Raw genomic sequence first — 20,714 nt, 5'->3', positions numbered from 1 at the left:
TCCCATGTCCGACATCCGCATCTCCACCGACCAGGCCCCGGCCCCCGCGCACACCTTCTCCCAGGGCGTGGTCCGCGGCGGCCTGATCCAGGTCTCCGGCCAGGGCCCTGTCGACCCCGCCACGAACGAATACCTGTTCCCCGGCGACGTGAAGGCCCAGACCGTACGCACCCTGCAGAACGTGGAGGCGATCCTGGCCGCTGCCGGCGCGGGCTTCGAGGACGTGCTGATGCTCCGGGTCTACCTGACCACCCGAGACGACTTCGCCGCGATGAACGAGGCCTACGGCGAGTTCATCGGCTCGCGGGTCGCCGAGGGCGGCATCCTCCCGAGCCGCACCACCGTGATGACCGGCCTGCCGCGCGAGGAGATGCTCGTCGAGATCGACGCGCTCGCAGTCGCCCGCTGAGCTAGCCGATCACCCGGGCGAGCTCCCGGCTGAGGTACGGCGCCAGGGTGCGGGCGTAGCGCGAGGTGATGTGGTTGCCGTCGCGGTAGACGATGACGTTGCCGATCACCGCCGGGCAGACCTCGTCCCCGCAGAACAGGTGGGTCAGGTCGACCAGGTGTGCGTTGGGGTCGCGGGCGACCGCGTCGCGGTGCGGGTCCTTGACGAGTACGTCCGTGCGCGGACGCGCGCACGCCTGACCGGCCGTCTCGGGGGAGTGCCGCTGGATGCAGCCCAGCGTGGTGCGGAGATAGGCGGCGTTGTCGGGCTCGAACATCGGGTTGTCGACGAGCGCGATCACCGGCACCTCCTTCGAGGGCCGGTGGCTCCAGGCCTCGACCAGACCGTTGACCGTGGACTCGTACGGCGTCTCGCCGCCCAGCGGCTGGGTCGTCTTGCGGGCCGAGTGGGTGACGATGATCGCGTCGAGATCCTGCTGCTCGGGAGCGCGCAGATACGCCTCGAGCTGCCGGTTCCAATCCGCGCAGGCCGGCCGGTTGTCGGCGATGTTCTGGCCGAGCGGCCGGGTGTTCCAGTGGCAGGCGGCACGGGCGGCGACATCGATGCGCCAGTTGCGCTGCTTGCCGATCAGGTCGAGGGCGCCGACCGGGGCGACGGCATGGGAGTCACCGACCATCAGCAGCCGCTTCTGGTAGCCCTCGACGGACCCGTTGGGGCACGCGTTGAAGCGCACCGGACGCTCCTCGAAGGACCAGCACTGGCCCCGGTTGTCGTCGTCCGCGCCGATCGCGGCCACCGCCGGGATCAGCTCGCCCCGCAGGTCGGGGTTGCGGCACGAGCCTCCCGCGGAGCGCACCGCCAGCGAGGCCGCGCCGAGGCACTCGGTCGTGAAGGGGTCGGCGGTGGCGAGCCGTGCCGCCGCCGCGATCGCCCTGTCCTCGGAGTAGTCGATCGCCGCCAGGCCGCTCCAACCGGCGCCGACCGCGACCACGAGAGCAGCCAGGGTGGCGACCAGGGCTCGCGGGCCGCCGGGCCTGATGACGTACGTCTGGACCTGCCGGGTCACCAACCTGTTGGTCGCCCAGGCGAGCAGCGTCGAGACGACCAGCACGCCCGCGGCCGAGGCGACGGTGAGCCGCTCGCCGCCGGTGTAGTAGAGCCAGGCGATCAGCAGCGGCCAGTGCCACAGGTAGAGCTCGTAGGAGATGTCGGCGACGAACCGCAGCGGACGGGTCTCCAGCAGGCGGCGCGGCCCGCGTGACGACGGGGTCGAGCCGACCATCACCAGCAGCGCCCCGGCGACCGGCCACAGGGCCAGCGGGCCGGGGAAGTGATCAGCGCCGTCCATCACGAAACCGCAGGTCACGACCAGGGCGAGGCCGGTCCATGCGGCGTACGGCTTGATCTTCTCGGGAAGGCTCAGGCGGCGTAGGGCGAGCGCGGCAAGCGCGCCGGCGGCGATCTCCCAGAAGCGGGTGATGGAGTTGAAGTACGCAGCCGCCTGGTCGGACCCGGAGACCTTGATCGCATAGGCGAAGGAGACCGCGAACGCGGCCGCCGTCAGTACGAACAGCACCCGGGCGAGGCTGAGCCGCCCCCGCAGCCGGCCGCGGGCCACCACGCGAAGCACGAGGGCGAGCCCGACGACGACCAAGGGCCACAGCAGGAAGAACTGCCCCTGCACCGCAAGCGACCAGAAGTGCTGCACCGGCGTCGACGACGGCCCCGCGGCGCCGTAGGAGAGCTGGCTGGCGATGAGCTCCCAGTTGAGGGTGTACGTCGCAGCCGCGATGAGCTCGCGGGTCGTCTGCGTCCACAGCGTCTGCGGGATGAAGACCACCATCAGCGCGGCCGTCGCGGCCAGCACGATCAGGGCCGGAGCGGCGAGCCGCGCGAACGTACGTCCGTAGTGCTCGCCCAGCTTCACGCGGCCGCGCTCGGCCCTGCCCACCAGTGATCGGGTGGCGAGGAAGCCGGAGATCACCAGGAAGACGTCGATCCCGCCCGAGACCCGGCCGTTGCCGAAGAGATGGAAGGCGACGACGAGCGCCAGGGCGATGCCGCGCAGGCCGTGGATCTCGCTGATGTGTCCCGAACTCGGTCGGGCGGGGCTTTGCCCAGATTTGGGGCTGTTGGGATCGCTGTCGGCCCGGCTGGTCGTGGGCGTGCGGAAATCCGAGATGGCGGTCACGTGATCGCTGTTCTAGTGGACGTGGACGGGTGGGAGCCGTCGCACCGTAACGAGCATTGGTGACCTGAAGGCATACGGCCGTTATCAATCCGCTGTCGAGATCTCCTCAGAACCGCTTCACATCGCCGCTGAAGGAGATAGGTTGCACCCCGACGTGACTTAGATCACACCCAGGACTGAGGAGTTCGACGATGAACACGCACAAGATCGGCCGCCTGATGGCGGTCGCAGCGGTGGCGACCCTGTCGACCGCATCGCTCGTGGCATGTGGAGGCTCGGATGACGGTGGCGACTCGGGGGACTCGGGCGGCACGGACGTCGGAGTGATCCTGCCCGACGCGACCACGTCTCCCCGATGGGAGTCCCAGGACCGGCCCAACCTGGAGAAGGCGTTCGCCGACGCCGGCCTCGAGGCCACGATCCAGAACGCGCAGGGCGACACCGCCAAGTTCGGTCAGCTGTGCGACAGCATGATCAACGAGAACGTCAAGGTCATCATCATCACCAACCTCGACTCCGAGTCGGGCGCGTCCTGCCTGAAGAAGGCCGCCGACGCGGGCGTGACGAGCATCGACTACGACCGGCTGACGCTCAACGGCGGCGCCTCCTACTACGTCTCCTTCGACAACGTGAAGGTGGGCGAGCTGATGGGCGCCGGCCTCGACGAGTGCATCACCGCCGCGGGCAAGAAGGGCGGCAACATCGTCTATGTCAACGGCGCGGCCACCGACAACAACGCGGCCCTGTTCAAGTCGGGCTACGAGAAGGCGCTCGAGGCGAAGATCGCCGACGGCACCTACAAGCTCGTCGGCGACCAGTCGGGGGAGTGGGACGCCACCAAGGCCGGGAAGGTCTTCGACCAGATGTACACCGCCAACAACGGAAAGATCGACGGCGTGGTCTCGGCCAACGACACCATGGCCGGCGGCATCATCGCCCGGCTGAAGGCCAACAACGCGCAGGGCAAGATCCCGGTGACCGGCCAGGACGCCTCGGTCGAGGGTCTGCAGAACATCCTGCAGGGCTTCCAGTGCGGCACGGTCTACAAGAACACCGCGCTCGAGGCCAAGGCCGCCGCGGACCTGGCGATCGCTCTGATCGAGGGTGACGAGGACGCTGCCGAGGCGCTGGCCACCGGCAGCGTCGAGGACACCGAGGCGGGCAAGGACGTGCCGTCGGTGCTCGCTGAGCCCGTCTGGGTCACCAAGGAGACCGTCGGTACGGTCATCGAGGACGGTCAGGCCGACGCCGCCGAGGTGTGCGCCGGGGCGATCGCCGACCTGTGCACCGAGAACGGCGTGCCTCAGTGAGTCCGCTGCTGGAGCTGCACGGCGTCGAGAAGTCCTTCGGCGCCGTGCAGGTCCTGCGCGGAGTGGACCTCTCGGTCCAGGCGGGCCGGGTCACCGCGCTCGTCGGCGACAACGGTGCCGGCAAGAGCACCCTGGTCAAGGGGATGGCCGGGATCCATCTCTTCGACGCCGGTGACTACCTCTTCGAGGGTGAGCCGGTGAAGGTGACCAATCCCAAGGACGCCGCCGCGCTCGGCATCGAGGTCGTCTACCAGGACCTCGCGCTGTGCGACAACCTCGACGTCGTCCACAACATGTTCCTCGGCCGAGAGATGAAGCGGCTGCGGCTGGTCGACGAGGACACCATGGAGCAGCGCGCTCGCGAGACGCTTGACGGTCTCTCGGTGCGTACGCTGAAATCGGTGCGTACGCCGGTGGCCTCCCTCTCCGGTGGCCAGCGCCAGACCGTGGCGATCGCCCGCGCCGTGCTGTGGAACTCCAAGCTCGTCATCCTCGACGAGCCGACCGCGGCTCTCGGCGTGGCGCAGACCGAGCAGGTGCTCCGGCTGGTCCGGCGCCTGGCCGACCGGGGCCTTGGCGTTCTGCTGATCAGCCACAACCTCAACGACGTCTTCGAGGTCGCCGACGACATCGCGGTCCTGTATCTGGGCGGCATGGTCGGTCAGATCGAGGCCGCCTCCACGACGCGTGAGCGGGTCGTGCAGGCGATCACCACCGGCGTCGTTCCTGAGGGAGGTGCGGCATGAGTATCGACACCGATGATCCGACCATCGCCGCTGCGCCGGACCCGGAGCCCGACAACTCGCTGGGCGGGATCTTCCGGGCCTACCTGGCCAAGCTCAGGGGTGGTGAGGTCGGCTCGCTGCCGGCGGTGCTGGGTCTGATCGCGCTGGTCGTGGTCTTCTCGGCGCTGCGTCCCGAGCAGTTCACCAACTCGTTCAACTTCGCCAACCTGATCGGCCAGTCGGCGGGTGTGACCGTGCTCGCGATGGGCCTGGTCTTCGTGCTGCTGCTGGGCGAGATCGACCTGTCGGCGGGGTTCGCGGGCGGCACGTGCGCCGGGGTGCTCGGCGTGTTCCTGACCCGGCAGGAGTGGCCGCTGATCCCGGCGCTGCTGGCGGCGCTGCTCACCGGAGCGCTGATCGGGCTGACCATCGGGCTGCTGGTGGCCAGGCTCGGGATCCCGTCGTTCGTGGTCACGCTGGCCGCGTTCCTCGGGCTGCAAGGCGTACTCCTGACGATGATCGGTGAGGGTGGGACGATCCCCATCCGCAACGACTTCATCAACGGCCTCAACAACGCCAACCTGCCGGTCTGGCTCGGCTGGGTGCTCGGCATCGTCTGCATCGTGGGCTATGCGGCCTTGACGTACATCACCGATGCGCGCCGCCGTGCCAAGAACCTCACCGTGCAACCCATCCTGCTGTGGGCGCTGAAGTCCGGGCTGCTGACGGTCGTGGTGCTCGCCGTGGTCGGCTACCTCTCGGTCGAGCGCAGCCGCAACCCGGCGCTGACCTCGCTCAAGGGGGTGCCGGTCTCGCTGGTGGTGATCGTCGGTCTGCTGATCCTGCTCACCTTCACGCTGACCCGCACCGCCTGGGGCCGGCACGTCTACGCGGTCGGCGGCAACGCCGAGGCGGCACGCAGGGCCGGGATCAACGTGTTCCGGGTGCGCCTGTCGTGCTTCGTCCTCTGCTCCACCATGGCAGCGGTGGCCGGCATCATGATCGCCAGCCGGACCAACTCGGTGAACCCGAACACGGGCGGCGAGACGACCCTGCTGTACGCCGTTGGCGCCGCCGTCATCGGCGGCACCTCGCTCTTCGGCGGCAAGGGCCGGGTCATCGACGCCGTCATCGGCGGCACCGTCGTGGCCGTCATCGACAACGGGATGGGTCTGCTCGACCAGCCCCAGGGCACCGTCTGGATGGTCACCGGCCTGGTCCTCCTGGTCGCGGCCAGCGTCGACGCGCTCTCCCGGCGGAGAGCATCGGCGACAGGGCACGTGTAGCGGGCGCGTTCCTCCGTCAAGGCGATGTCCTGAGCTTGTCGAAGGGTATGCAGGCGAAGGCGCACATCCCCAGCGGAGCTCCGCACGGGATGTGCGCCTTTCGCTGCATACCGTGATGAAGGCTCAGGCAGGCGGAGCGGTGCTGCTGCGCTCGACCAGCTCGGCTGGCAGCCGCAGGTGGCGCTCGGTCTGCTTGCCCTCGAGCAGCTCGAGCAGGAGCTCGAGGGCGGCCCGGCCCATCTCGTGGAGCGGCTGGGCGACGGTGGTGAGCGGGGGAGTGGCGTCGCGGGCCTCGGGTACGTTGTCGAAGCCGATCACCGAGAGGTCCTCGGGCACGCGCAGGCCGAGCGAGCCGGCGACCTCGATGACCTTGATCGCGGAGATGTCGTTGGCGGCGAAGATGGCGGTGGGCCGCTCGCCGGCCGGGAGCGAGAGCAGCTCGCGGGCCGGTGCCTCGGCGAGCTCGGGGTGGTAGCCGCCCACCCGGATCAGATCGGGGGAGACGCTCAGGCCGGCGTCGTGGAGAGCCTCGCGGTAGCCCTGCTCGCGCAGGCCTGCGGAGCGGAGGTCGGGACGACCGCCGAGGAACCCGATGCGCCGGTGGCCGAGCCCGACCAGATGGTCGACGGCGAGCCGGGCGCCGGTGATGTTGTCGGCGTCGACGGTCATCGGACCGTCCGGACCGGTGTGGGGGTCGATCGCGACGACCGGGATGGTGGTCTCGTCGGTGATGATCATCGACGGCGTGACCACGATCGCGCCGTCGATCAGGGTGTGGCCGAGGCGGGAGAGCGAGCGGCGCTCCCAGCCGGTGTGGTTGTGGGCGCCGGTGCGGCCGGCGTGGGCCAACAGCTCGTAGCCGGTGCCGTCCAAGGCCGCCGAGATGCCCTTGAGGAGCTCGGCGGAGTAGGGCTCGAACTCGGCAACGAGCACGCCGATCACGCCGGTGGACTTGCGGCGCAGGCTCGAGGCGATCAGGGACGACTGATAGCCGAGCTCGTCGATGACCGCGAGCACCTTCTCGGCGGTCGCCTCGCTGACGCCGTAGCGCTCGTTGATCACCTTGGAGACCGTTGCCACCGAGACGCCGGCCTCCCGGGCCACGTCGGTGATGGTCACCCGGCGGGGGCGTGGCTGATCGAGCGTGCTCATGGCCTGACAGTAGCCCACTCGGGCCAAGTTCGATAACCATCTACGAAAACGTTATCGACAACGATTGACACGAGCACCTGGCAAGCGCCATGCTCGACCCCGACGATGTGGCGGCAGTCACATACCCATACATCCATAGCTGTGACGAAGAGGTCCCAAGATGTCGAGGAAGACACAAGCGCTCGCCGCGCTGTGCGCCGGATTGATGATTGCCGCCACCGGTTGTGGCGGCTCGGGCGACTCCGGTGGCGACGACAAGACCATCACCTGGTGGCATAACTCCAACAACGACCCCGGCAAGGGGTACTACGAGCAGGTTGCGAAGGACTTCGAGAAGGCCAACCCCGGCGTCGACGTCAAGGTCCAGGCCTTCGCCCACGAGGACATGCTGACCAAGCTCGACGCCGCCTTCCAGAGCGGCGACGTCCCGGACGTCTACATGGAGCGTGGCGGCGGCGAGCTCGCCGACCACGTCGAGGCCGGGCTCACCCGCGACCTCTCCGAGGACTCCAAGGACATCATCGACCAGATCGGCGGCAGCGCCGCCGGCTGGCAGGTCGACGGGAAGACGTACGCCCTGCCGTTCTCCATGGGAGTGGTCGGGTTCTGGTACAACACCGAGCTCTTCGAGAAGGCTGGGGTCACCGCGCCCCCGGCGACCATGGAAGAGCTGTACGCCGCGTTCGACAAGCTCGACAAGGCCGGCATCACCCCGGTCTCGCTTGGCGCCGGCGACGGCTGGCCGGCCGCGCACTACTGGTACTACACCGCGCTGCGCGCCTGCTCCCAGGACGTGCTCGAGAGCGCGGTCGCCGACCTGGACTTCTCCGACCCGTGCTTCGTCGAGGCGGGTGAGACCGTCGACGAGATCGTCGCCCAGAAGCCGTTCAACAAGGGCTTCCTCTCCACTCCGTCGCAGACCGGGCCGACCTCCGCCAGCGGCCTGCTGGCCACCGGAAAGGTCGCCATGGAGCTGGCCGGCCACTGGGAGCCCGGCGTGATGCAGGGCCTCACCGAGGACAAGAAGGGGCTCGGCGACAAGACCGGCTGGTTCCCGTTCCCGGCCGTCGAGGGCGGCGAGGGTGACCCGACCGCGCAGCTCGGCGGCGGTGACGCCTGGGCGGTCTCCGAGGGAGCGCCCGACAAGGCCGTCGACCTCGTGAACTACCTGCTCTCCGACGAGGTCCAGAAGGGCTTCGCCGAGAACGACATGGGCTTGCCGACCATCCCGGCGGCCGGCTCCTCGGTCAAGGACCCGGCACTGGCCGAGCTGCTGAAGGTGCGCGACGACTCACCGTTCGTGCAGCTCTACTTCGACACCGCTTTCGGTGAGTCGATCGGCGGTGCGATGAACGACGAGATCGCGCTGCAGTTCGCCGGCAAGGCCACTCCTGAGGACGTCGTCAAGGCGACCCAGGAAGCCGCGGACAAGGAGAAGTGAGCATGGCTGACCGAAGGACGCCCTCGGGAGGCACGGTCGCCTCGTGAGCTCTGAAGCAACTATTGGTGCGGTCGCCTCGGGGCGGCCGCACCGGTCTCGAGACGGCTGGCGCAAGTGGGCGGAGATCGCGTTCTTCGTGACCCCGGCCCTGGCGCTGATGGCCCTGTTCGTCGCCTGGCCGATCATCACCGCGGCGCGGTTCTCCCTCTACGACTGGAAGGGCCTCGGCCCGCTCGACGACTTCGTCGGGCTCGAGAACTACGCCGAGGTGCTCGCCGACAGCGTCTTCCGGGATGCGGTCGCCCACAACATGATCATCGTGGTCGGCTCGATCATCGTGCAGCTGCCCCTGGGCGTGGCCATCGCGCTGCTGCTCAACCGCAAGATGGCGGGGCAGGGGGTGCTGCGGACGCTGATCTTCGTCCCGTACGTCCTGGCCGAGGTCATCGCCGGCGTCATCTGGTTCCAGCTGCTGCAACCGGAGTACGGCCTGGTCGACGCCCTCATGAACGGGATCGGCCTCAGCCCGCCCGAGGAGGGCTGGCTCGGCACTCCCGAAGTCGCCCTGTGGGTCGTGCTCGCGGTGCTGACCTGGAAGTATCTCGGCCTGGCGGTGCTGCTGTTCCTCGCGGGCCTGCAAGGTGTCTCCGAGGAGCTCTACGAGGCGGCACAGCTCGACGGTGCCAGCTGGTGGCAGACGCAGTGGCGGATCAGCATCCCGCTGCTCGGCCCGACGATCCGCACCTGGTGCTTCCTGTCGATGATCGGCTCGATCCAGTGCTTCGACATGATCTGGGTCCTCACCGGAGGCGGGCCCGCCGACGCGACGACCACGATGGCGACGTACCTGATCGACGAGGGCACCAACCGGCACAACTACGGCATCGCCGGGGCGGCCTCGGTCGTCCTGTTCGCGATCGCGTTCGTGATGGCGCTGGTCTACCAGCTGGTCGTGCTGCGCCGTGACACCAAGGAGGCGGCGGCATGAGCGTCACAACCAACCTGGCGCCGCGCGGCAAGCGCGGCGGCAACAACGTGCTCGTCTATCTGGTCTCGCTGATCGTCGTGGCGATCACCGTCGGGCCGGTGCTCTACGGCGCGATGGGCGGCTTCCGAACCAACGCCCAGCTGGCCGAGAAGCCGACCGGGCTGCCCGACCCATGGGTCACATCGAACTACTCCAGCGTGCTGAGCGGCGGGTCGTTCTGGACGTACGCGATCAACTCGACCGTCATCGCGGTCATCACCACGCTGGTCGCGGTGGTCTTCGGGGTGATGGCTGCCTACCCGCTGGCGCGCTACAAGTTCAAGGGTCGCGAGGCACTGTTCATGGTCTTCGTGCTGGGTCTGCTCTTCCCGGCGGCGGTGGCCGTGATCCCGCTGTTCATCCTGGTCACCCGCGACCTGGGGATGGGCAACACCTGGTGGGGAGTGGCGCTGCCGCAGGCGGCTTTCGCGCTGCCACTGACGGTGGTGATCCTGCGGCCGTTCCTGATGGCGCTGCCGCGCGAGCTGGAGGAGGCGGCGCTGATCGACGGCGCCTCGCGGATCGGCGTCTTCTGGCGGATCATGCTGCCGCTGTCGATGCCGGGGGTGATCACGGTGGCGGTGCTCGCCTTCGTGACCTCCTGGAACGCGTACATCCTGCCGCTCCTGCTGCTGCAGGACGACATGCGCACGCTGCCGCTCGGGGTGGCCGACTTCTCCACCGAGCACTCCGCCGACACCGCCGGTGTCCTGGCGTTCACGACGATTGCGATGATCCCCGCGCTGGTGCTGTTCCTGGCACTGCAGCGCCGGATCGTCTCCGGACTGCAAGGAGCGGTGAAGGGATGACCGACATTCAGAAACCAGCCCAGACCCGTGCATGGCCGCAGGTATCCACGCGGGTACACGAGCTGCACGCGCGGATGAGGCTCGAGGAGAAGCTGGCGCAGCTCGTCGGCTTCTGGATCGACCACGGTGATGAGGTCGTCGCGCCGCTGGCCGACGAGATGACGGCCGGCGCGCCGGAGCGGCTCGCCGAGGTCACCGAGCACGGGATCGGCCACTTCACCCGTGTCTACGGCACCCGTCCGGTCGAACCGGCCGAGCGGGCGCAGTGGTTGTGGGAGGAGCAGCGCCGGCTGCTGCGCGAGACCAGGCTGGGCATCCCGGCGCTGGTCCACGAGGAGTGCCTCACCGGGCTGGCCGCCTGGAAGGCCGCCTGCTTCCCGACGCCACTGGCCTGGGGTGCCGCCTTCGACCCTGATCTCGTCGAGGAGATGGCGTCGCTGATGGGCTCCTCGATGCGTACGTTGGGGGTGCACCAGGGCCTCGCACCCGTGCTCGACGTGATCCGCGACCCGCGCTGGGGACGCTCCGAGGAGGCCATCTCCGAGGACCCCTACGTGGTGGGGACGGTCGGCACCGCGTACGTCCGGGGGCTGCAGTCCGCCGGCATCCAGGCGACCTTGAAGCACTTCGTGGGCTACTCCGGCTCGCGGGCCGGCCGCAACCACGCCCCGGTCGCCGCGGGACCGCGTGAGCTGGCGGACGTCTTCCTGCCGCCCTTCGAGATGGCCGTTCTCGACGGCGGCGCGCGGTCGGTGATGAACGCCTACAACGACGTCGACGGCATTCCGCTGGCCGCTAACACCGAGCTGCTCACCGGGCTGCTGCGCGAGGAGTGGGGCTTCGACGGGACGGTGGTGTCCGACTACTTCTCGGTCGCCTTCCTTGCCCTCATGCACGGGGTCGCGGGCGACCGTGGCCATGCCGCCGCGATGGCTCTGGAGGCCGGGATCGACGTCGAGCTGCCCAGCGGCGACACGTTCCTGGAGCCCCTGGCCGCGCTGGTCCGGGCCGGCGAGGTGGACGAGGCGGTCATCGACCGTGCCGTCCTGCGAGCGCTGGCCGCGAAGGAGGAGCTCGGGCTGCTCGACGAGGAGTTCGCCGCCGAGCCGCCGACCGACATCGACCTGGACACCCCGGCCCACCGGGACGTGGCCCGCCGCCTGGCCGAGGAGTCGGTGGTCCTGCTGTCCAACGACGGCACCCTCCCGCTCGCCCGGACCGCCACCAGGCTCGCGGTGATCGGTCCCAACGCCGACCGTGCCGAGGCGCTGATGGGGTGCTACTCCTTCCCCAACCACGTCCTCGCCCACCATCCCGACGTCGCGCTCGGCATCGAGGTGCCGACGATCGCGGAGGCGCTGCGGGCCGAGCTGGGTTCCGCCGATATCGAGGTCGTCCGGGGCTGCGAGATCGAGGGCACCGACACCACCGGGATCGCGGCTGCCGTCGAGGCGGCCAGCAGGGCTGAGGTCGCCGTGGTCGTCGCCGGCGACCAGGCGGGCCTGTTCGGCAAGGGCACCGTGGGGGAGGGCAACGACACCGAGTCCCTCGATCTGCCCGGCGTCCAGCGTGAGCTGATCGAGGCCGTGGTCGCCACCGGGACCCCGACGGTCCTGGTGCTGGTCACCGGCCGGCCGTACGCCATCGGCTGGGCGCTGGACGGCCGAAGCGGAGCCCGAGGCGATCAGAATGGCCCCAACCGTCCCGCGGCGGTGCTGCAGGCGTTCTTCCCGGGCGAGGAGGGCGGACCCGCGATCGCCCGCGTCCTCACCGGTGCCGTCAACCCGTCGGGGCGAATGCCGGTGACCCTGCCGCGCTCGGCCGGAGCCCAGCCCTACACCTACCTGCACCCCATCCTTGGTGGGCCCTCCGGGGTGACCTCCGCCGACTCGACCCCGGTGCGGCCGTTCGGTTTCGGACTCTCCTACACCACCTTCGGCCACATCGGGCTCTCGGCCGACCGCTCGGTCGAGGCCGGTGGCACGTTCGAGGTGGAGGTGACCGTCACCAACCTCGGTGATGTCGCCGGTGTGGACGTGGTCCAGCTCTACGGTCGCGATCTGCAGGCCTCTGTGGTCCGACCGATCGCGCAGCTGCTCGGCTACCAGCGGGTCGCGCTACAGCCGGGCGAGTCGGCGACGGTGCGCTTCGAGGTGCCCACGACCCGGCTTGCCTTCACGGACCGGAGCCTCGCCCGTGTCGTCGAGCCCGGTGACGTCGAGGTCTGGGTCGCCGCCTCGGCTGGCGAGAAGGTCGCCACCGCCGTCGCGGAGGGCATCGCCGAGATCTCCGACGTCGAGACGCCCTCTGCCGTCGGCGAGTCGGGCATCGACAAGGCGCTGGTCACCGTCACCGGTGACGTCCACCGGGTCAGCACCGCTGACCGGCGGATCACGACGGCGACGGTCTCGCGCTAGCTGGGTTGGGCGGCTTGCCGGGCGAGATGGGCAGCGGGATCGGCGATGACGCGACGTACGACGGTCCCGGCCGCTCCCCGCACCGCGGCGTCGCTGCCGAGCCCTGAGACCAGCAGCCGGGGCGGTTCGACGGCACCGGTGTGGTGGCTGATCGAGGCCGCGGTCGCCGCGGAGAGCCAGGGCGCGAGCGTGGCGAAGGCGCCACCGAGCACGATCGCGGTGGGGTCGAGGAGGGTGATGACCGAGGCGAGCGCGACGCCGAGGTGTCGCCCGGCGCCGGCGACGGCGTCCAGCGCGGCCTGATCTCCCGCCTCGCAGGCCCGGGTGAGGTCGGCCATCGTCGCCACCTGCGCGCGGGCGAGGATCTCCTGCTGCCCGGCCATCCGCTCCAGGCAGCCGTGACCGCCGCAGCCGCACCGCGGGCCGCCGGGGGCCACCACGACATGGCCGAGCTCGCCGGCACCCGCATGCGCGCCGCGGAAGACCTCGCCTCCGATCACGATGCCGCCACCGATGCCGATCTCACCGGAGACGTGCACGAAGTCGCGCAGGGGAGCGCCGTCGTGCTCGTGACCGCCGAACCACATCTCGCCGAGAGCCGCCAGATTGGCCTCGTTCTCCAGGTCGACCTCGAGCCCGGTGCCCTCGCGGACGGCGTCGGCGAGATCGACCCGGTCCCAGCCCAGGTTGGGCGTGCGTACGACGGCACCGTCGACGGTCAGACCGGGAACCGCCACACAGGCACCTGACAGCGGCAGACCCTGGGAGGCGGCGCTGCGGGCGGCGGTGCGGGCCACCTCGATGAGGTCGGCGACCACCTCGTCGACCTCGCGGCCGCGGTTGTCGCGGCGTACGACGTGGTGGTAGCGGGGCATGCCGGTCAGGTCGGTCACCGTGGCGGCGAGGTAGTCGACGTTGACCTCCAGGCCGAGGCCGGCTATGCCTCCGGGAGCGAGGCTGAGCGCCGTGGCGGGCCGACCACGCTCGGTCGCGGCAGGGGCACTCTCCTGGATCAGGCCGGCGGAGATGAGATCGGACACCAGCCCGGATACCGACGACTTCGTCAGGCCGGTGCGCGCAGCGACCTGCGCCCGGGAGACCGGGCTGGTGCGCGCTACCTCGCCGAGCACGAGCGCGAGGTTGCTCGCCCGCATCCCGGCATGCTGGGCAGGCTCGGTTCTGACGGTCATGCACGGGATTAGACCAAGTTATGAACTTTGGGTCAAGCGACCCGCTCATGGGTGCCAGAAGGGTTGACAATGTGACGGCCGTCGCGTTTCATGATGGTCATATAGTCCGAGTCATGAACTAATGTGAGGAAGCAAGGCTATGACGGATTACACCCCCACCGCCGAGGACAAGTTCACCTTCGGGCTGTGGACCGTGGGCTGGAACGGACAGGACGTGTTCGGATCGGCGAGCCGGCCTCACCTCGACGTCGCCCACTCGGTGCACAAGCTGGCCGAGCTCGGCGCCTACGGCATCACCTTCCACGACAACGACGTCTTCGCGATCGACGCGAGCGACGCCGAGCGCCAGGCGGAGATCGACAAGCTCAAGGCCGCGCTGGATGAGACCGGCCTCAAGGTGCCGATGGCCACCACCAACCTCTTCGGTCACCCCGTCTTCCGTGACGGTGGCTTCACCTCGAACGACCGCGAGGTGCGCCGCTACTCGATCGCCAAGGTGGCGCGCAACATCGACCTCGCCGCGGAGCTCGGTGCGACGACGTACGTCATGTGGGGTGGCCGTGAGGGCGCCGAGTCCCACGCCTCCAAGGACATCGCGGCCGCGCTGGACCGCTACCGCGAGGCGGTCAACCTGCTCGGCGACTACGTGACCGAGCAGGGGTACGACATCCGGTTCGCCATCGAGCCGAAGCCCAACGAGCCCCGCGGCGACATCCTGCTGCCGACCATCGGCCACGCGCTCGCCTTCATCAACACCCTCGACCGTCCCGAGCTGGTCGGCCTCAACCCGGAGGTCGGTCACGAGGAGATGGCCGGACTCAACTTCGCCTCCGGTGTCGCGCAGGCGCTGTGGCACGGCAAGCTCTTCCACATCGACCTCAACGGTCAGCACGGCCCGCGCTTCGACCAGGACCTCCGCTTCGGCGCCGGCAACCTGCGCGGTGCGTTCAACCTGGTCGACCTGCTGGAGTCCAAGGGCTACGAGGGCCCGCGCCACTTCGACTTCAAGCCGCCGCGCACCGAGGACGAGGACGGCGTGTGGGCGTCGGCCGCGGGCTGCATGCGCAACTACCTCGTGCTGCGTGAGCGGGCCAAGGCGTTCCGGGCGGACCCGGAGGTCAAGGCTGCGCTCGAGGCCTCGCAGGTCGAGGAGCTCTCCGTGCCTACCCTGGCCGAGGGCGAGACGCTCGAGGACATCCGCAAGGCGACCTACGACATCGAGAAGCTGGACCACGGCTACGCGTTCGAGCACCTCGACCAGCTGGCCATGGACCACCTCCTCGGGCTTCGTTAGGTTGCAGGGCATGCCGCTCGTCGCCGGGGTCGACTCCTCGACCCAGTCCTGCAAGATCGTCGTCCGTGACGCGGAGACCGGGGCGCTGGTGCGCTCCGGCTCCGCGCCGCACCCCGAGGGGACGGAGGTGGACCCGGCGGCGTGGTTGACCGCGCTCGAGTCGGCCGCCGAGGCGGCCGGCGGGCTCGATGACGTCGCCGCCGTCTCCGTCGGTGGACAGCAGCACGGGATGGTGTGCCTGGACGAGGCCGGAGAGGTCGTACGTCCCGCGCTGCTGTGGAACGACACCCGCTCGGCCGGCGCGGCCGCCGCGCTCAACACTGAGCTGGGTGCCGCGGCCTGGGCCGAGGCCGTCGGCTCGGTGCAGGTGGCCAGCTTCACGGCCACCAAGCTGCGCTGGCTGGCCGAGCACGAGCCTGAAGCCGCGGCCCGGGTCGCGGCGGTGTGCCTGCCCCACGACTGGCTGACCTGGAAGCTCGCGGGTGCGCCGGGGCTGGAGGCGCTGCGTACGGATCGCAGTGATGCCAGCGGCACCGGCTACTACTCGGCGGTGACCGGCGAATACCGTCGCGACCTGCTCAAACGCGCCCTCGGGCGTGACGACGTCGTGCTGCCGGAGGTGCTCGCGCCGGCGGCCTCGGCAGGACGTACGCCGGCCGGCGCACTGCTCGGCCCCGGCTGCGGCGACAACGCCGGCGCGGCTCTGGGTGTCGGCGCCCGGCCCGGCGACGTGGTCGTCTCGATCGGCACATCCGGCGTCGCCTGCGCGGTCTCGGAGACGCCCACCTCGGACGCGTCCGGCACCGTGGCGGGCTTCGCCGACGCCACCGGCCGCTACCTGCCGCTGGTCGCGACCCTCAACGCCGCGCGGGTACTCGACGCCACCACCCGGCTGCTCGGGGTGAGCCACGAGGAGCTCTCCCGGCTGGCGCTGGAGGCCCCCTCGGGCTCCGGTGGGCTGGTCCTCGTCCCCTATCTCGAGGGCGAGCGCACCCCCGACCGGCCGTCGGCTCGTGGCGTGATCCACGGTCTGACCCTCGCCACCGCTGCACCTGCCTACCTGGCGCGCGCGGCCGTCGAGGGACTGCTCTGCGGCCTCGCTGACGGCATCGACGCGCTGAAGTCCCAGGGCGTCGCGGTCAACCGCGTACTCCTCGTCGGCGGTGGCGCCCGATCCGAGGCCGTACGCCGTCTCGCCCCCGTCGTCCTCGGCCACCCCGTACTCGTCCCCGAACCGGGGGAGTACGTCGCCGACGGCGCCGCCCGCCAGGCCGCCTGGCTCCTCGCCGGCGGCGCGGAGCCCCCGACCTGGGAGCTCGCCGGCACCGAGACGTACGAGGCCGACCCCGACCCCGCCGTCCGCTCCCGCTACGCCGAGGTCCGCGATCTGACCGAAGGAACCTAGCCGAGACGGCGCTTGCGTCGGCCGAGACGTCAGTTGTACCGATCGAGTTTGCAGTTCGGTCGATCGAGTTGTCGGTGGGATCCGATAGCGTGGCCGCGCCATGTTGGATCACATCAAAGGCTTCGTTCAGGGAGTCGTCCTCGCGCCCATCGTCCGGCTGTTCGTGGCGCTGAAGATCAGCCCGGACCTCGTGACGCTCGTCGGCACCATCGGAGTAGCGGTCGGAGCGCTGGCGTTCTACCCGCGCGGCGAGCTGCTGGCCGGCACGATCTTCATCACCTGCTTCGTGTTCAGCGACCTGATCGACGGGGCGATGGCGCGTGCCGTCGGGCGTACGTCGAAGTTCGGTGCCTTCTGGGACTCCACCCTCGACCGGTTCGGCGACGGCGCGGTCTTCGGTGGCCTGGCGCTCTACTTCGCCGGCCCGGGTGACTCCGACCTCTATCTCGCACTGTCCCTGTGGTGCCTCGTCATAGGTGCGGTCACCTCCTACGCCCGCGCCCGCGCCGAGTCGCTGGGATTCACCGCCAACGTCGGCATCGCCGAGCGCGCCGACCGTCTGGTCCTGGTCCTGGTGATGACCGGCTTCGCCGGCATCTTCTCCCTCGACCTGCTCATCTACATCGCGCTGTGGATCCTCGCCGTCGCCTCGACCGTCACCGTCGGCCAGCGCATCTGGACCGTCCGCAAGCAGGCCCTCGCCGAGGAGGCGGCCTCGTGACCGCGCCGACGGAGGCAGACGTACGCCTGGCCGCGGAGCTCGTCCGCGGCGCCGGCTCGCTCGCCGCGAAGATGCGCACCGAGGGCATCGGCGACTCGATCGAGACGAAGACCTCGGTCTCCGACCTGGTCACCGCCGCCGACAAGGCCGCCGAGAAGGCGATCGTCGAACGCCTGACGGACGAGCACCCCGGCGACGGCATCCTCGGCGAGGAGGGCTCGGCCCGTGAGTCGGCCACCGGCCGGGTGTGGACCATCGACCCGGTCGACGGCACCTACAACTTCGTACGTGGCCTCGACTGGTGGTGCTCCGCGCTGGCGCTGACCGACGGCGACGGCATCGTCCTGGGTGCGATCTACTCACCGGCGGAGGACGCGGTCTACGTCGGCGGCCCCGAGCTGCCCACCACCCGCAACGGCGTCCGGCTCGACGCGATGCCCGACACGCCGCTCGCCCTCGCCTGCCTCACCACCTACCTCCACCCCTCGAAGCTGAAGCATCCGGTCGGCGAGGCCTACGTCCGCGTCGCCAGCGACGCCGCCTCGATCCGGATCCTCGGCTCCGGCTCGATGGACCTCACCGCGATCGCACAGGGAAAGCTCCACCTCTTCTGTCAGCACTCCGTCCCCGACTGGGACCGCCTCCCCGGCGCCGCCCTCGTCCTGGGGGCCGGCGGAGCCACGACCCAGGTGGAAGCCGGTGGTGTCACCTGGTCCCTGGCCGGCGCCCCCACCGCGGTGGCCGAGGCCGCCGCGGCGTTGGCCGGGTAGCAGTCCACTTGGAGCAGTCCACTTTGGGAACAGTGGCCTGAGCAGGGCTTTCCGAGGAGGGCGTACGCCTCGTCCCGACCTACGATCGCCTCATGGCTACAAGCATGAATGAGACGGGAACCTCGCGGGTCAAGCGAGGAATGGCGGAGATGCTCAAGGGCGGCGTGATCATGGACGTGGTCACCGCCGAGCAGGCGAAGATCGCCGAGGACGCCGGGGCGGTGGCGGTGATGGCGCTCGAGCGCGTCCCCGCCGACATCCGTGCCCAGGGCGGCGTGAGCCGCATGTCCGACCCTGACATGATCGACGGCATCATCGAGGCCGTCTCCATCCCGGTCATGGCCAAGGCCCGGATCGGCCACTTCGCCGAGGCCCAGGTGCTGCAGTCCCTGGGCGTCGACTACATCGACGAGTCCGAGGTGCTGACCCCGGCCGACTACGAGAACCACATCGACAAGTGGGCCTTCACCGTGCCGTTCGTGTGCGGCGCGACCAACCTCGGCGAGGCCCTGCGCCGCATCACCGAGGGCGCGGCGATGATCCGCTCCAAGGGCGAGGCCGGCACCGGCGACGTGTCCAACGCCGTGACCCACATGCGTACGATCCGCCGCGAGATCCGCCGTCTCGGCGCCCTTGCCGAGGACGAGCTCTACGTGGCCGCCAAGGAGCTCCAGGCTCCCTACGAGCTGGTCAAGGAGGTCGCCGAGAACGGCAAGCTCCCGGTCGTCCTGTTCACCGCCGGCGGCATCGCGACCCCGGCCGACGCCGCGATGATGATGCAGCTCGGCGCCGAGGGCGTGTTCGTCGGCTCCGGCATCTTCAAGTCCGGCAACCCTGCCCAGCGCGCCGAGGCGATCGTCAAGGCGACCACCTTCCACGACGACCCCGACGTCGTCGCCAAGGTCTCCCGCGGCCTCGGCGAGGCGATGGTCGGCATCAACGTCGACGAGCCGGCTAGGTCGATCCAGTTCGCGGAGCGCGGCTGGTGACCACTGTCGGCGTACTCGCCCTCCAGGGCGACGTCCGCGAGCACCTCGCCGCCCTCGACCGCCTGGGGGTGAAGGCGACGTCCGTACGCCGTCGGGAGGAGCTCGACGCGTGCGACGCTCTCGTCATCCCCGGCGGGGAGTCGACGGCGATGTGGCGCCTGGCGCGTACGTTCGACCTGCTCGACCCGCTCCGCGAGAGGGTCCGCGGCGGGATGCCGGCGCTCGGCACCTGCGCCGGCATGGTGCTCCTGGCCGACCGGCTGCTCGACGCGGCCCAGGGCCAGGAGACGATCGGCGGGCTCGACATCACCGTCCGGCGCAACGCCTTCGGGCGGCAGACGGAGTCGTTCGAGACCGACCTGGAGGTCACCGGGCTGGACGACACGGTCCACGGCGTCTTCATCCGGGCGCCCTGGGTCGAGCAGATCGGTCCGGGCGTGGAGGTGCTGGCGAGCGTGGGGGAGCACCCCGTCGCCGTACGCCAGAACCAGCTCATGGCGACCTCGTTCCATCCGGAGGTCAACGCCGACGACCGGCTGCATCAGCTCTTCGTCGACACCTGCTGCTGACGGTGACGCACCGCACGTAGTTAAACTGGGTGTCTGCTGCCATGTGGCGCCCCGAAAATGGGTAGAGCGGAGGCGGCACGACAAGCATCAGCGACGACGCGGGGCAAAGGACGGTTTCCAGATGAGCGGCCACTCCAAGTGGGCAACGACGAAGCACAAGAAGGCGGCGATCGACGCCAAGCGCGGCAAGCTCTTCGCCAAGCTCATCAAGACGATCGAGATCGCGGCCAAGACCGGCGGTCCTGACCCGACGGGCAACCCGACCCTCTTCGATGCGATCCAGAAGGCCAAGAAGCAGTCGGTCCCCAACGACAACATCGACCGCGCGGTCAAGCGCGGCGGTGGGCTCGACGGCGGCGGGGTCAGCTACGACACGATCATGTACGAGGTCTACGGCCCCCAGGGCGTCGCGCTCCTCATCGAGTGTCTGACCGACAACCGCAACCGGGCGGCCATGGAGGTGCGCACCGCGGTCACCCGCAACGGCGGCACCATGGCCGACCCGGGCTCGGTCTCGCGGCTCTTCGACCGCAAGGGCGTCGTCGTCGTGGCCAAGGCCCAGGAGGGCAAGGAGATCTCCGAGGACGACCTCCTCGAGGCCACCCTCGACGCCGGTGCCGAGGACGTCAACGACCTCGGTGAGTCCTTCGAGATCGTCTCCGACCCCTCCGACGTCGTCGCGGTACGCACCGCGCTGCAGGACGCCGGCATCGACTACGACTCCGCCGAGGTCCAGTTCGTGGCCTCCATGGACATCCCCGTCGCCGATGCCTCCGCGGCCGAGAAGGTCTTCAAGCTCATCGACGCCGTCGACGACCTCGACGACGTCCAGAACGTCTTCTCCAACGCCGACGTTCCCGATGAGGTCATGGAGACCGTCGACGCCTGACCTGCGGCGCCGAGCGCGCTGTCGTCCCCTTGTGAACCGGCTCATGCCCGGGGTGGATGCCGGGTACCCGGAAGGTCGCGAACCGCCACCAGGGCGCGTTCCCGCTGGAAGGAGGACACG

The 20,714-nt window shown here is 69.8% G+C and carries 18 protein-coding genes; 15 read left to right on the top strand and 3 right to left on the bottom strand.

The window, feature by feature from the left end; translation table 11 throughout:
• The first annotated feature begins 4 nt into the window (after positions 1–4).
• Positions 5–409 carry a RidA family protein gene (locus tag AB0F44_RS07470; RefSeq protein ID WP_357354090.1) on the top strand — a complete coding sequence of 135 codons (405 nt, stop codon included), beginning with the start codon at positions 5–7 and terminating at the stop codon, positions 407–409.
• Position 410: 1 nt separating this feature from the next.
• Here AB0F44_RS07470 and AB0F44_RS07465 read toward each other — a convergent pair whose 3' ends face one another.
• On the bottom strand, positions 411–2,600 hold the full coding sequence (locus AB0F44_RS07465) for an acyltransferase family protein (protein WP_357354088.1): 2,190 nt from the start codon (positions 2,598–2,600) through the stop codon (positions 411–413).
• 191 nt (positions 2,601–2,791) lie between these two features.
• Between AB0F44_RS07465 and AB0F44_RS07460 the strand changes: the two genes are divergently transcribed.
• The 3 genes from AB0F44_RS07460 to AB0F44_RS07450 are packed head-to-tail and all read left to right on the top strand — an operon-like array spanning position 2,792 to position 5,921.
• The gene (locus tag AB0F44_RS07460; RefSeq protein WP_357354087.1) at positions 2,792–3,910 is read left to right on the top strand and encodes a substrate-binding domain-containing protein; all 1,119 of its coding nucleotides are present in this window, start codon (positions 2,792–2,794) and stop codon (positions 3,908–3,910) included.
• Positions 3,907–4,656 (top strand): ATP-binding cassette domain-containing protein, encoded by a 750-nt coding sequence (locus AB0F44_RS07455; protein ID WP_350658866.1) that lies wholly within the window; start codon positions 3,907–3,909, stop codon positions 4,654–4,656. Before AB0F44_RS07460 ends, AB0F44_RS07455 begins: the two co-directional genes overlap by 4 nt.
• Positions 4,653–5,921: an ABC transporter permease gene (locus AB0F44_RS07450; protein ID WP_357354084.1), complete on the top strand. Its 1,269-nt coding sequence runs from the start codon at positions 4,653–4,655 to the stop codon at positions 5,919–5,921. The genes AB0F44_RS07455 and AB0F44_RS07450 overlap by 4 nt, the downstream gene beginning before the upstream one ends.
• Before the next feature lie 123 nt (positions 5,922–6,044).
• Here the strand turns inward: AB0F44_RS07450 and AB0F44_RS07445 are convergent, their stop codons facing one another.
• Positions 6,045–7,073 carry a LacI family DNA-binding transcriptional regulator gene (locus AB0F44_RS07445; protein WP_357354082.1) on the bottom strand — a complete coding sequence of 343 codons (1,029 nt, stop codon included), beginning with the start codon at positions 7,071–7,073 and terminating at the stop codon, positions 6,045–6,047.
• 160 nt (positions 7,074–7,233) lie between these two features.
• Between AB0F44_RS07445 and AB0F44_RS07440 the strand changes: the two genes are divergently transcribed.
• The 4 genes from AB0F44_RS07440 to AB0F44_RS07425 are packed head-to-tail and all read left to right on the top strand — an operon-like array spanning position 7,234 to position 12,767.
• Positions 7,234–8,514 carry an extracellular solute-binding protein gene (locus AB0F44_RS07440; RefSeq protein WP_357354080.1) on the top strand — a complete coding sequence of 427 codons (1,281 nt, stop codon included), beginning with the start codon at positions 7,234–7,236 and terminating at the stop codon, positions 8,512–8,514.
• Positions 8,515–8,557: 43 nt separating this feature from the next.
• Positions 8,558–9,502 carry a sugar ABC transporter permease gene (locus AB0F44_RS07435; protein ID WP_357354078.1) on the top strand — a complete coding sequence of 315 codons (945 nt, stop codon included), beginning with the start codon at positions 8,558–8,560 and terminating at the stop codon, positions 9,500–9,502.
• Positions 9,499–10,350 carry a carbohydrate ABC transporter permease gene (locus AB0F44_RS07430; protein ID WP_357354076.1) on the top strand — a complete coding sequence of 284 codons (852 nt, stop codon included), beginning with the start codon at positions 9,499–9,501 and terminating at the stop codon, positions 10,348–10,350. Before AB0F44_RS07435 ends, AB0F44_RS07430 begins: the two co-directional genes overlap by 4 nt.
• Complete coding sequence (locus AB0F44_RS07425) at positions 10,347–12,767, top strand: glycoside hydrolase family 3 N-terminal domain-containing protein (RefSeq protein ID WP_357354074.1); 2,421 nt, start codon at positions 10,347–10,349, stop codon at positions 12,765–12,767. The genes AB0F44_RS07430 and AB0F44_RS07425 overlap by 4 nt, the downstream gene beginning before the upstream one ends.
• On the opposite strand, the gene AB0F44_RS07420 is transcribed toward AB0F44_RS07425, so the two are convergent.
• Positions 12,764–13,957, bottom strand: a complete 1,194-nt coding sequence (locus tag AB0F44_RS07420; protein ID WP_357354072.1) for an ROK family transcriptional regulator — start codon at positions 13,955–13,957, stop codon at positions 12,764–12,766. The genes AB0F44_RS07425 and AB0F44_RS07420 overlap by 4 nt on opposite strands.
• A gap of 139 nt (positions 13,958–14,096) precedes the next feature.
• Between AB0F44_RS07420 and xylA the strand changes: the two genes are divergently transcribed.
• The 7 genes from xylA (at position 14,097) to AB0F44_RS07385 (ending at position 20,594) form a co-directional block, all read left to right on the top strand.
• Positions 14,097–15,251 carry a xylose isomerase gene (xylA, locus tag AB0F44_RS07415; protein WP_357354070.1) on the top strand — a complete coding sequence of 385 codons (1,155 nt, stop codon included), beginning with the start codon at positions 14,097–14,099 and terminating at the stop codon, positions 15,249–15,251.
• Between the two features lie 10 nt (positions 15,252–15,261).
• Entirely contained in the window at positions 15,262–16,656 is a 1,395-nt protein-coding gene (gene xylB, locus AB0F44_RS07410) for a xylulokinase (RefSeq protein WP_357354068.1), read from the top strand.
• 100 nt (positions 16,657–16,756) lie between these two features.
• Complete coding sequence (gene pgsA / locus AB0F44_RS07405) at positions 16,757–17,377, top strand: phosphatidylinositol phosphate synthase (RefSeq protein WP_357354066.1); 621 nt, start codon at positions 16,757–16,759, stop codon at positions 17,375–17,377.
• Positions 17,374–18,147 (top strand): inositol monophosphatase, encoded by a 774-nt coding sequence (locus tag AB0F44_RS07400; protein WP_357354064.1) that lies wholly within the window; start codon positions 17,374–17,376, stop codon positions 18,145–18,147. The genes pgsA and AB0F44_RS07400 overlap by 4 nt, the downstream gene beginning before the upstream one ends.
• A 92-nt stretch (positions 18,148–18,239) precedes the next feature.
• The gene (pdxS, locus tag AB0F44_RS07395; protein ID WP_355020160.1) at positions 18,240–19,136 is read left to right on the top strand and encodes a pyridoxal 5'-phosphate synthase lyase subunit PdxS; all 897 of its coding nucleotides are present in this window, start codon (positions 18,240–18,242) and stop codon (positions 19,134–19,136) included.
• Positions 19,133–19,705 carry a pyridoxal 5'-phosphate synthase glutaminase subunit PdxT gene (gene pdxT, locus AB0F44_RS07390; RefSeq protein WP_357354061.1) on the top strand — a complete coding sequence of 191 codons (573 nt, stop codon included), beginning with the start codon at positions 19,133–19,135 and terminating at the stop codon, positions 19,703–19,705. Before pdxS ends, pdxT begins: the two co-directional genes overlap by 4 nt.
• A gap of 121 nt (positions 19,706–19,826) precedes the next feature.
• Complete coding sequence (locus AB0F44_RS07385) at positions 19,827–20,594, top strand: YebC/PmpR family DNA-binding transcriptional regulator (RefSeq protein WP_350658852.1); 768 nt, start codon at positions 19,827–19,829, stop codon at positions 20,592–20,594.
• The last annotated feature ends 120 nt before the right edge of the window (positions 20,595–20,714 follow it).

It is taken from the genome of Nocardioides sp. NPDC023903 (assembly GCF_040639295.1).
Taxonomy (GTDB): Bacteria; Actinomycetota; Actinomycetes; order Propionibacteriales; family Nocardioidaceae; genus Nocardioides.
This window is presented reverse-complemented; position numbering and strand designations above follow the sequence as displayed.

Coding starts and splice junctions, on each gene's coding strand:
- AB0F44_RS07470 (WP_357354090.1), top strand. CDS start 5: ATGTCCGACATCCGCATCTCCACCGACCAGGCCCCGGCCCCCGCGCAC.
- AB0F44_RS07460 (WP_357354087.1), top strand. CDS start 2,792: ATGAACACGCACAAGATCGGCCGCCTGATGGCGGTCGCAGCGGTGGCG.
- AB0F44_RS07450 (WP_357354084.1), top strand. CDS start 4,653: ATGAGTATCGACACCGATGATCCGACCATCGCCGCTGCGCCGGACCCG.
- AB0F44_RS07445 (WP_357354082.1), bottom strand. CDS start 7,073: ATGAGCACGCTCGATCAGCCACGCCCCCGCCGGGTGACCATCACCGAC.
- AB0F44_RS07440 (WP_357354080.1), top strand. CDS start 7,234: ATGTCGAGGAAGACACAAGCGCTCGCCGCGCTGTGCGCCGGATTGATG.
- AB0F44_RS07430 (WP_357354076.1), top strand. CDS start 9,499: ATGAGCGTCACAACCAACCTGGCGCCGCGCGGCAAGCGCGGCGGCAAC.
- AB0F44_RS07425 (WP_357354074.1), top strand. CDS start 10,347: ATGACCGACATTCAGAAACCAGCCCAGACCCGTGCATGGCCGCAGGTA.
- AB0F44_RS07420 (WP_357354072.1), bottom strand. CDS start 13,957: ATGACCGTCAGAACCGAGCCTGCCCAGCATGCCGGGATGCGGGCGAGC.
- xylA (WP_357354070.1), top strand. CDS start 14,097: ATGACGGATTACACCCCCACCGCCGAGGACAAGTTCACCTTCGGGCTG.
- xylB (WP_357354068.1), top strand. CDS start 15,262: ATGCCGCTCGTCGCCGGGGTCGACTCCTCGACCCAGTCCTGCAAGATC.
- pgsA (WP_357354066.1), top strand. CDS start 16,757: ATGTTGGATCACATCAAAGGCTTCGTTCAGGGAGTCGTCCTCGCGCCC.
- pdxS (WP_355020160.1), top strand. CDS start 18,240: ATGGCTACAAGCATGAATGAGACGGGAACCTCGCGGGTCAAGCGAGGA.
- AB0F44_RS07385 (WP_350658852.1), top strand. CDS start 19,827: ATGAGCGGCCACTCCAAGTGGGCAACGACGAAGCACAAGAAGGCGGCG.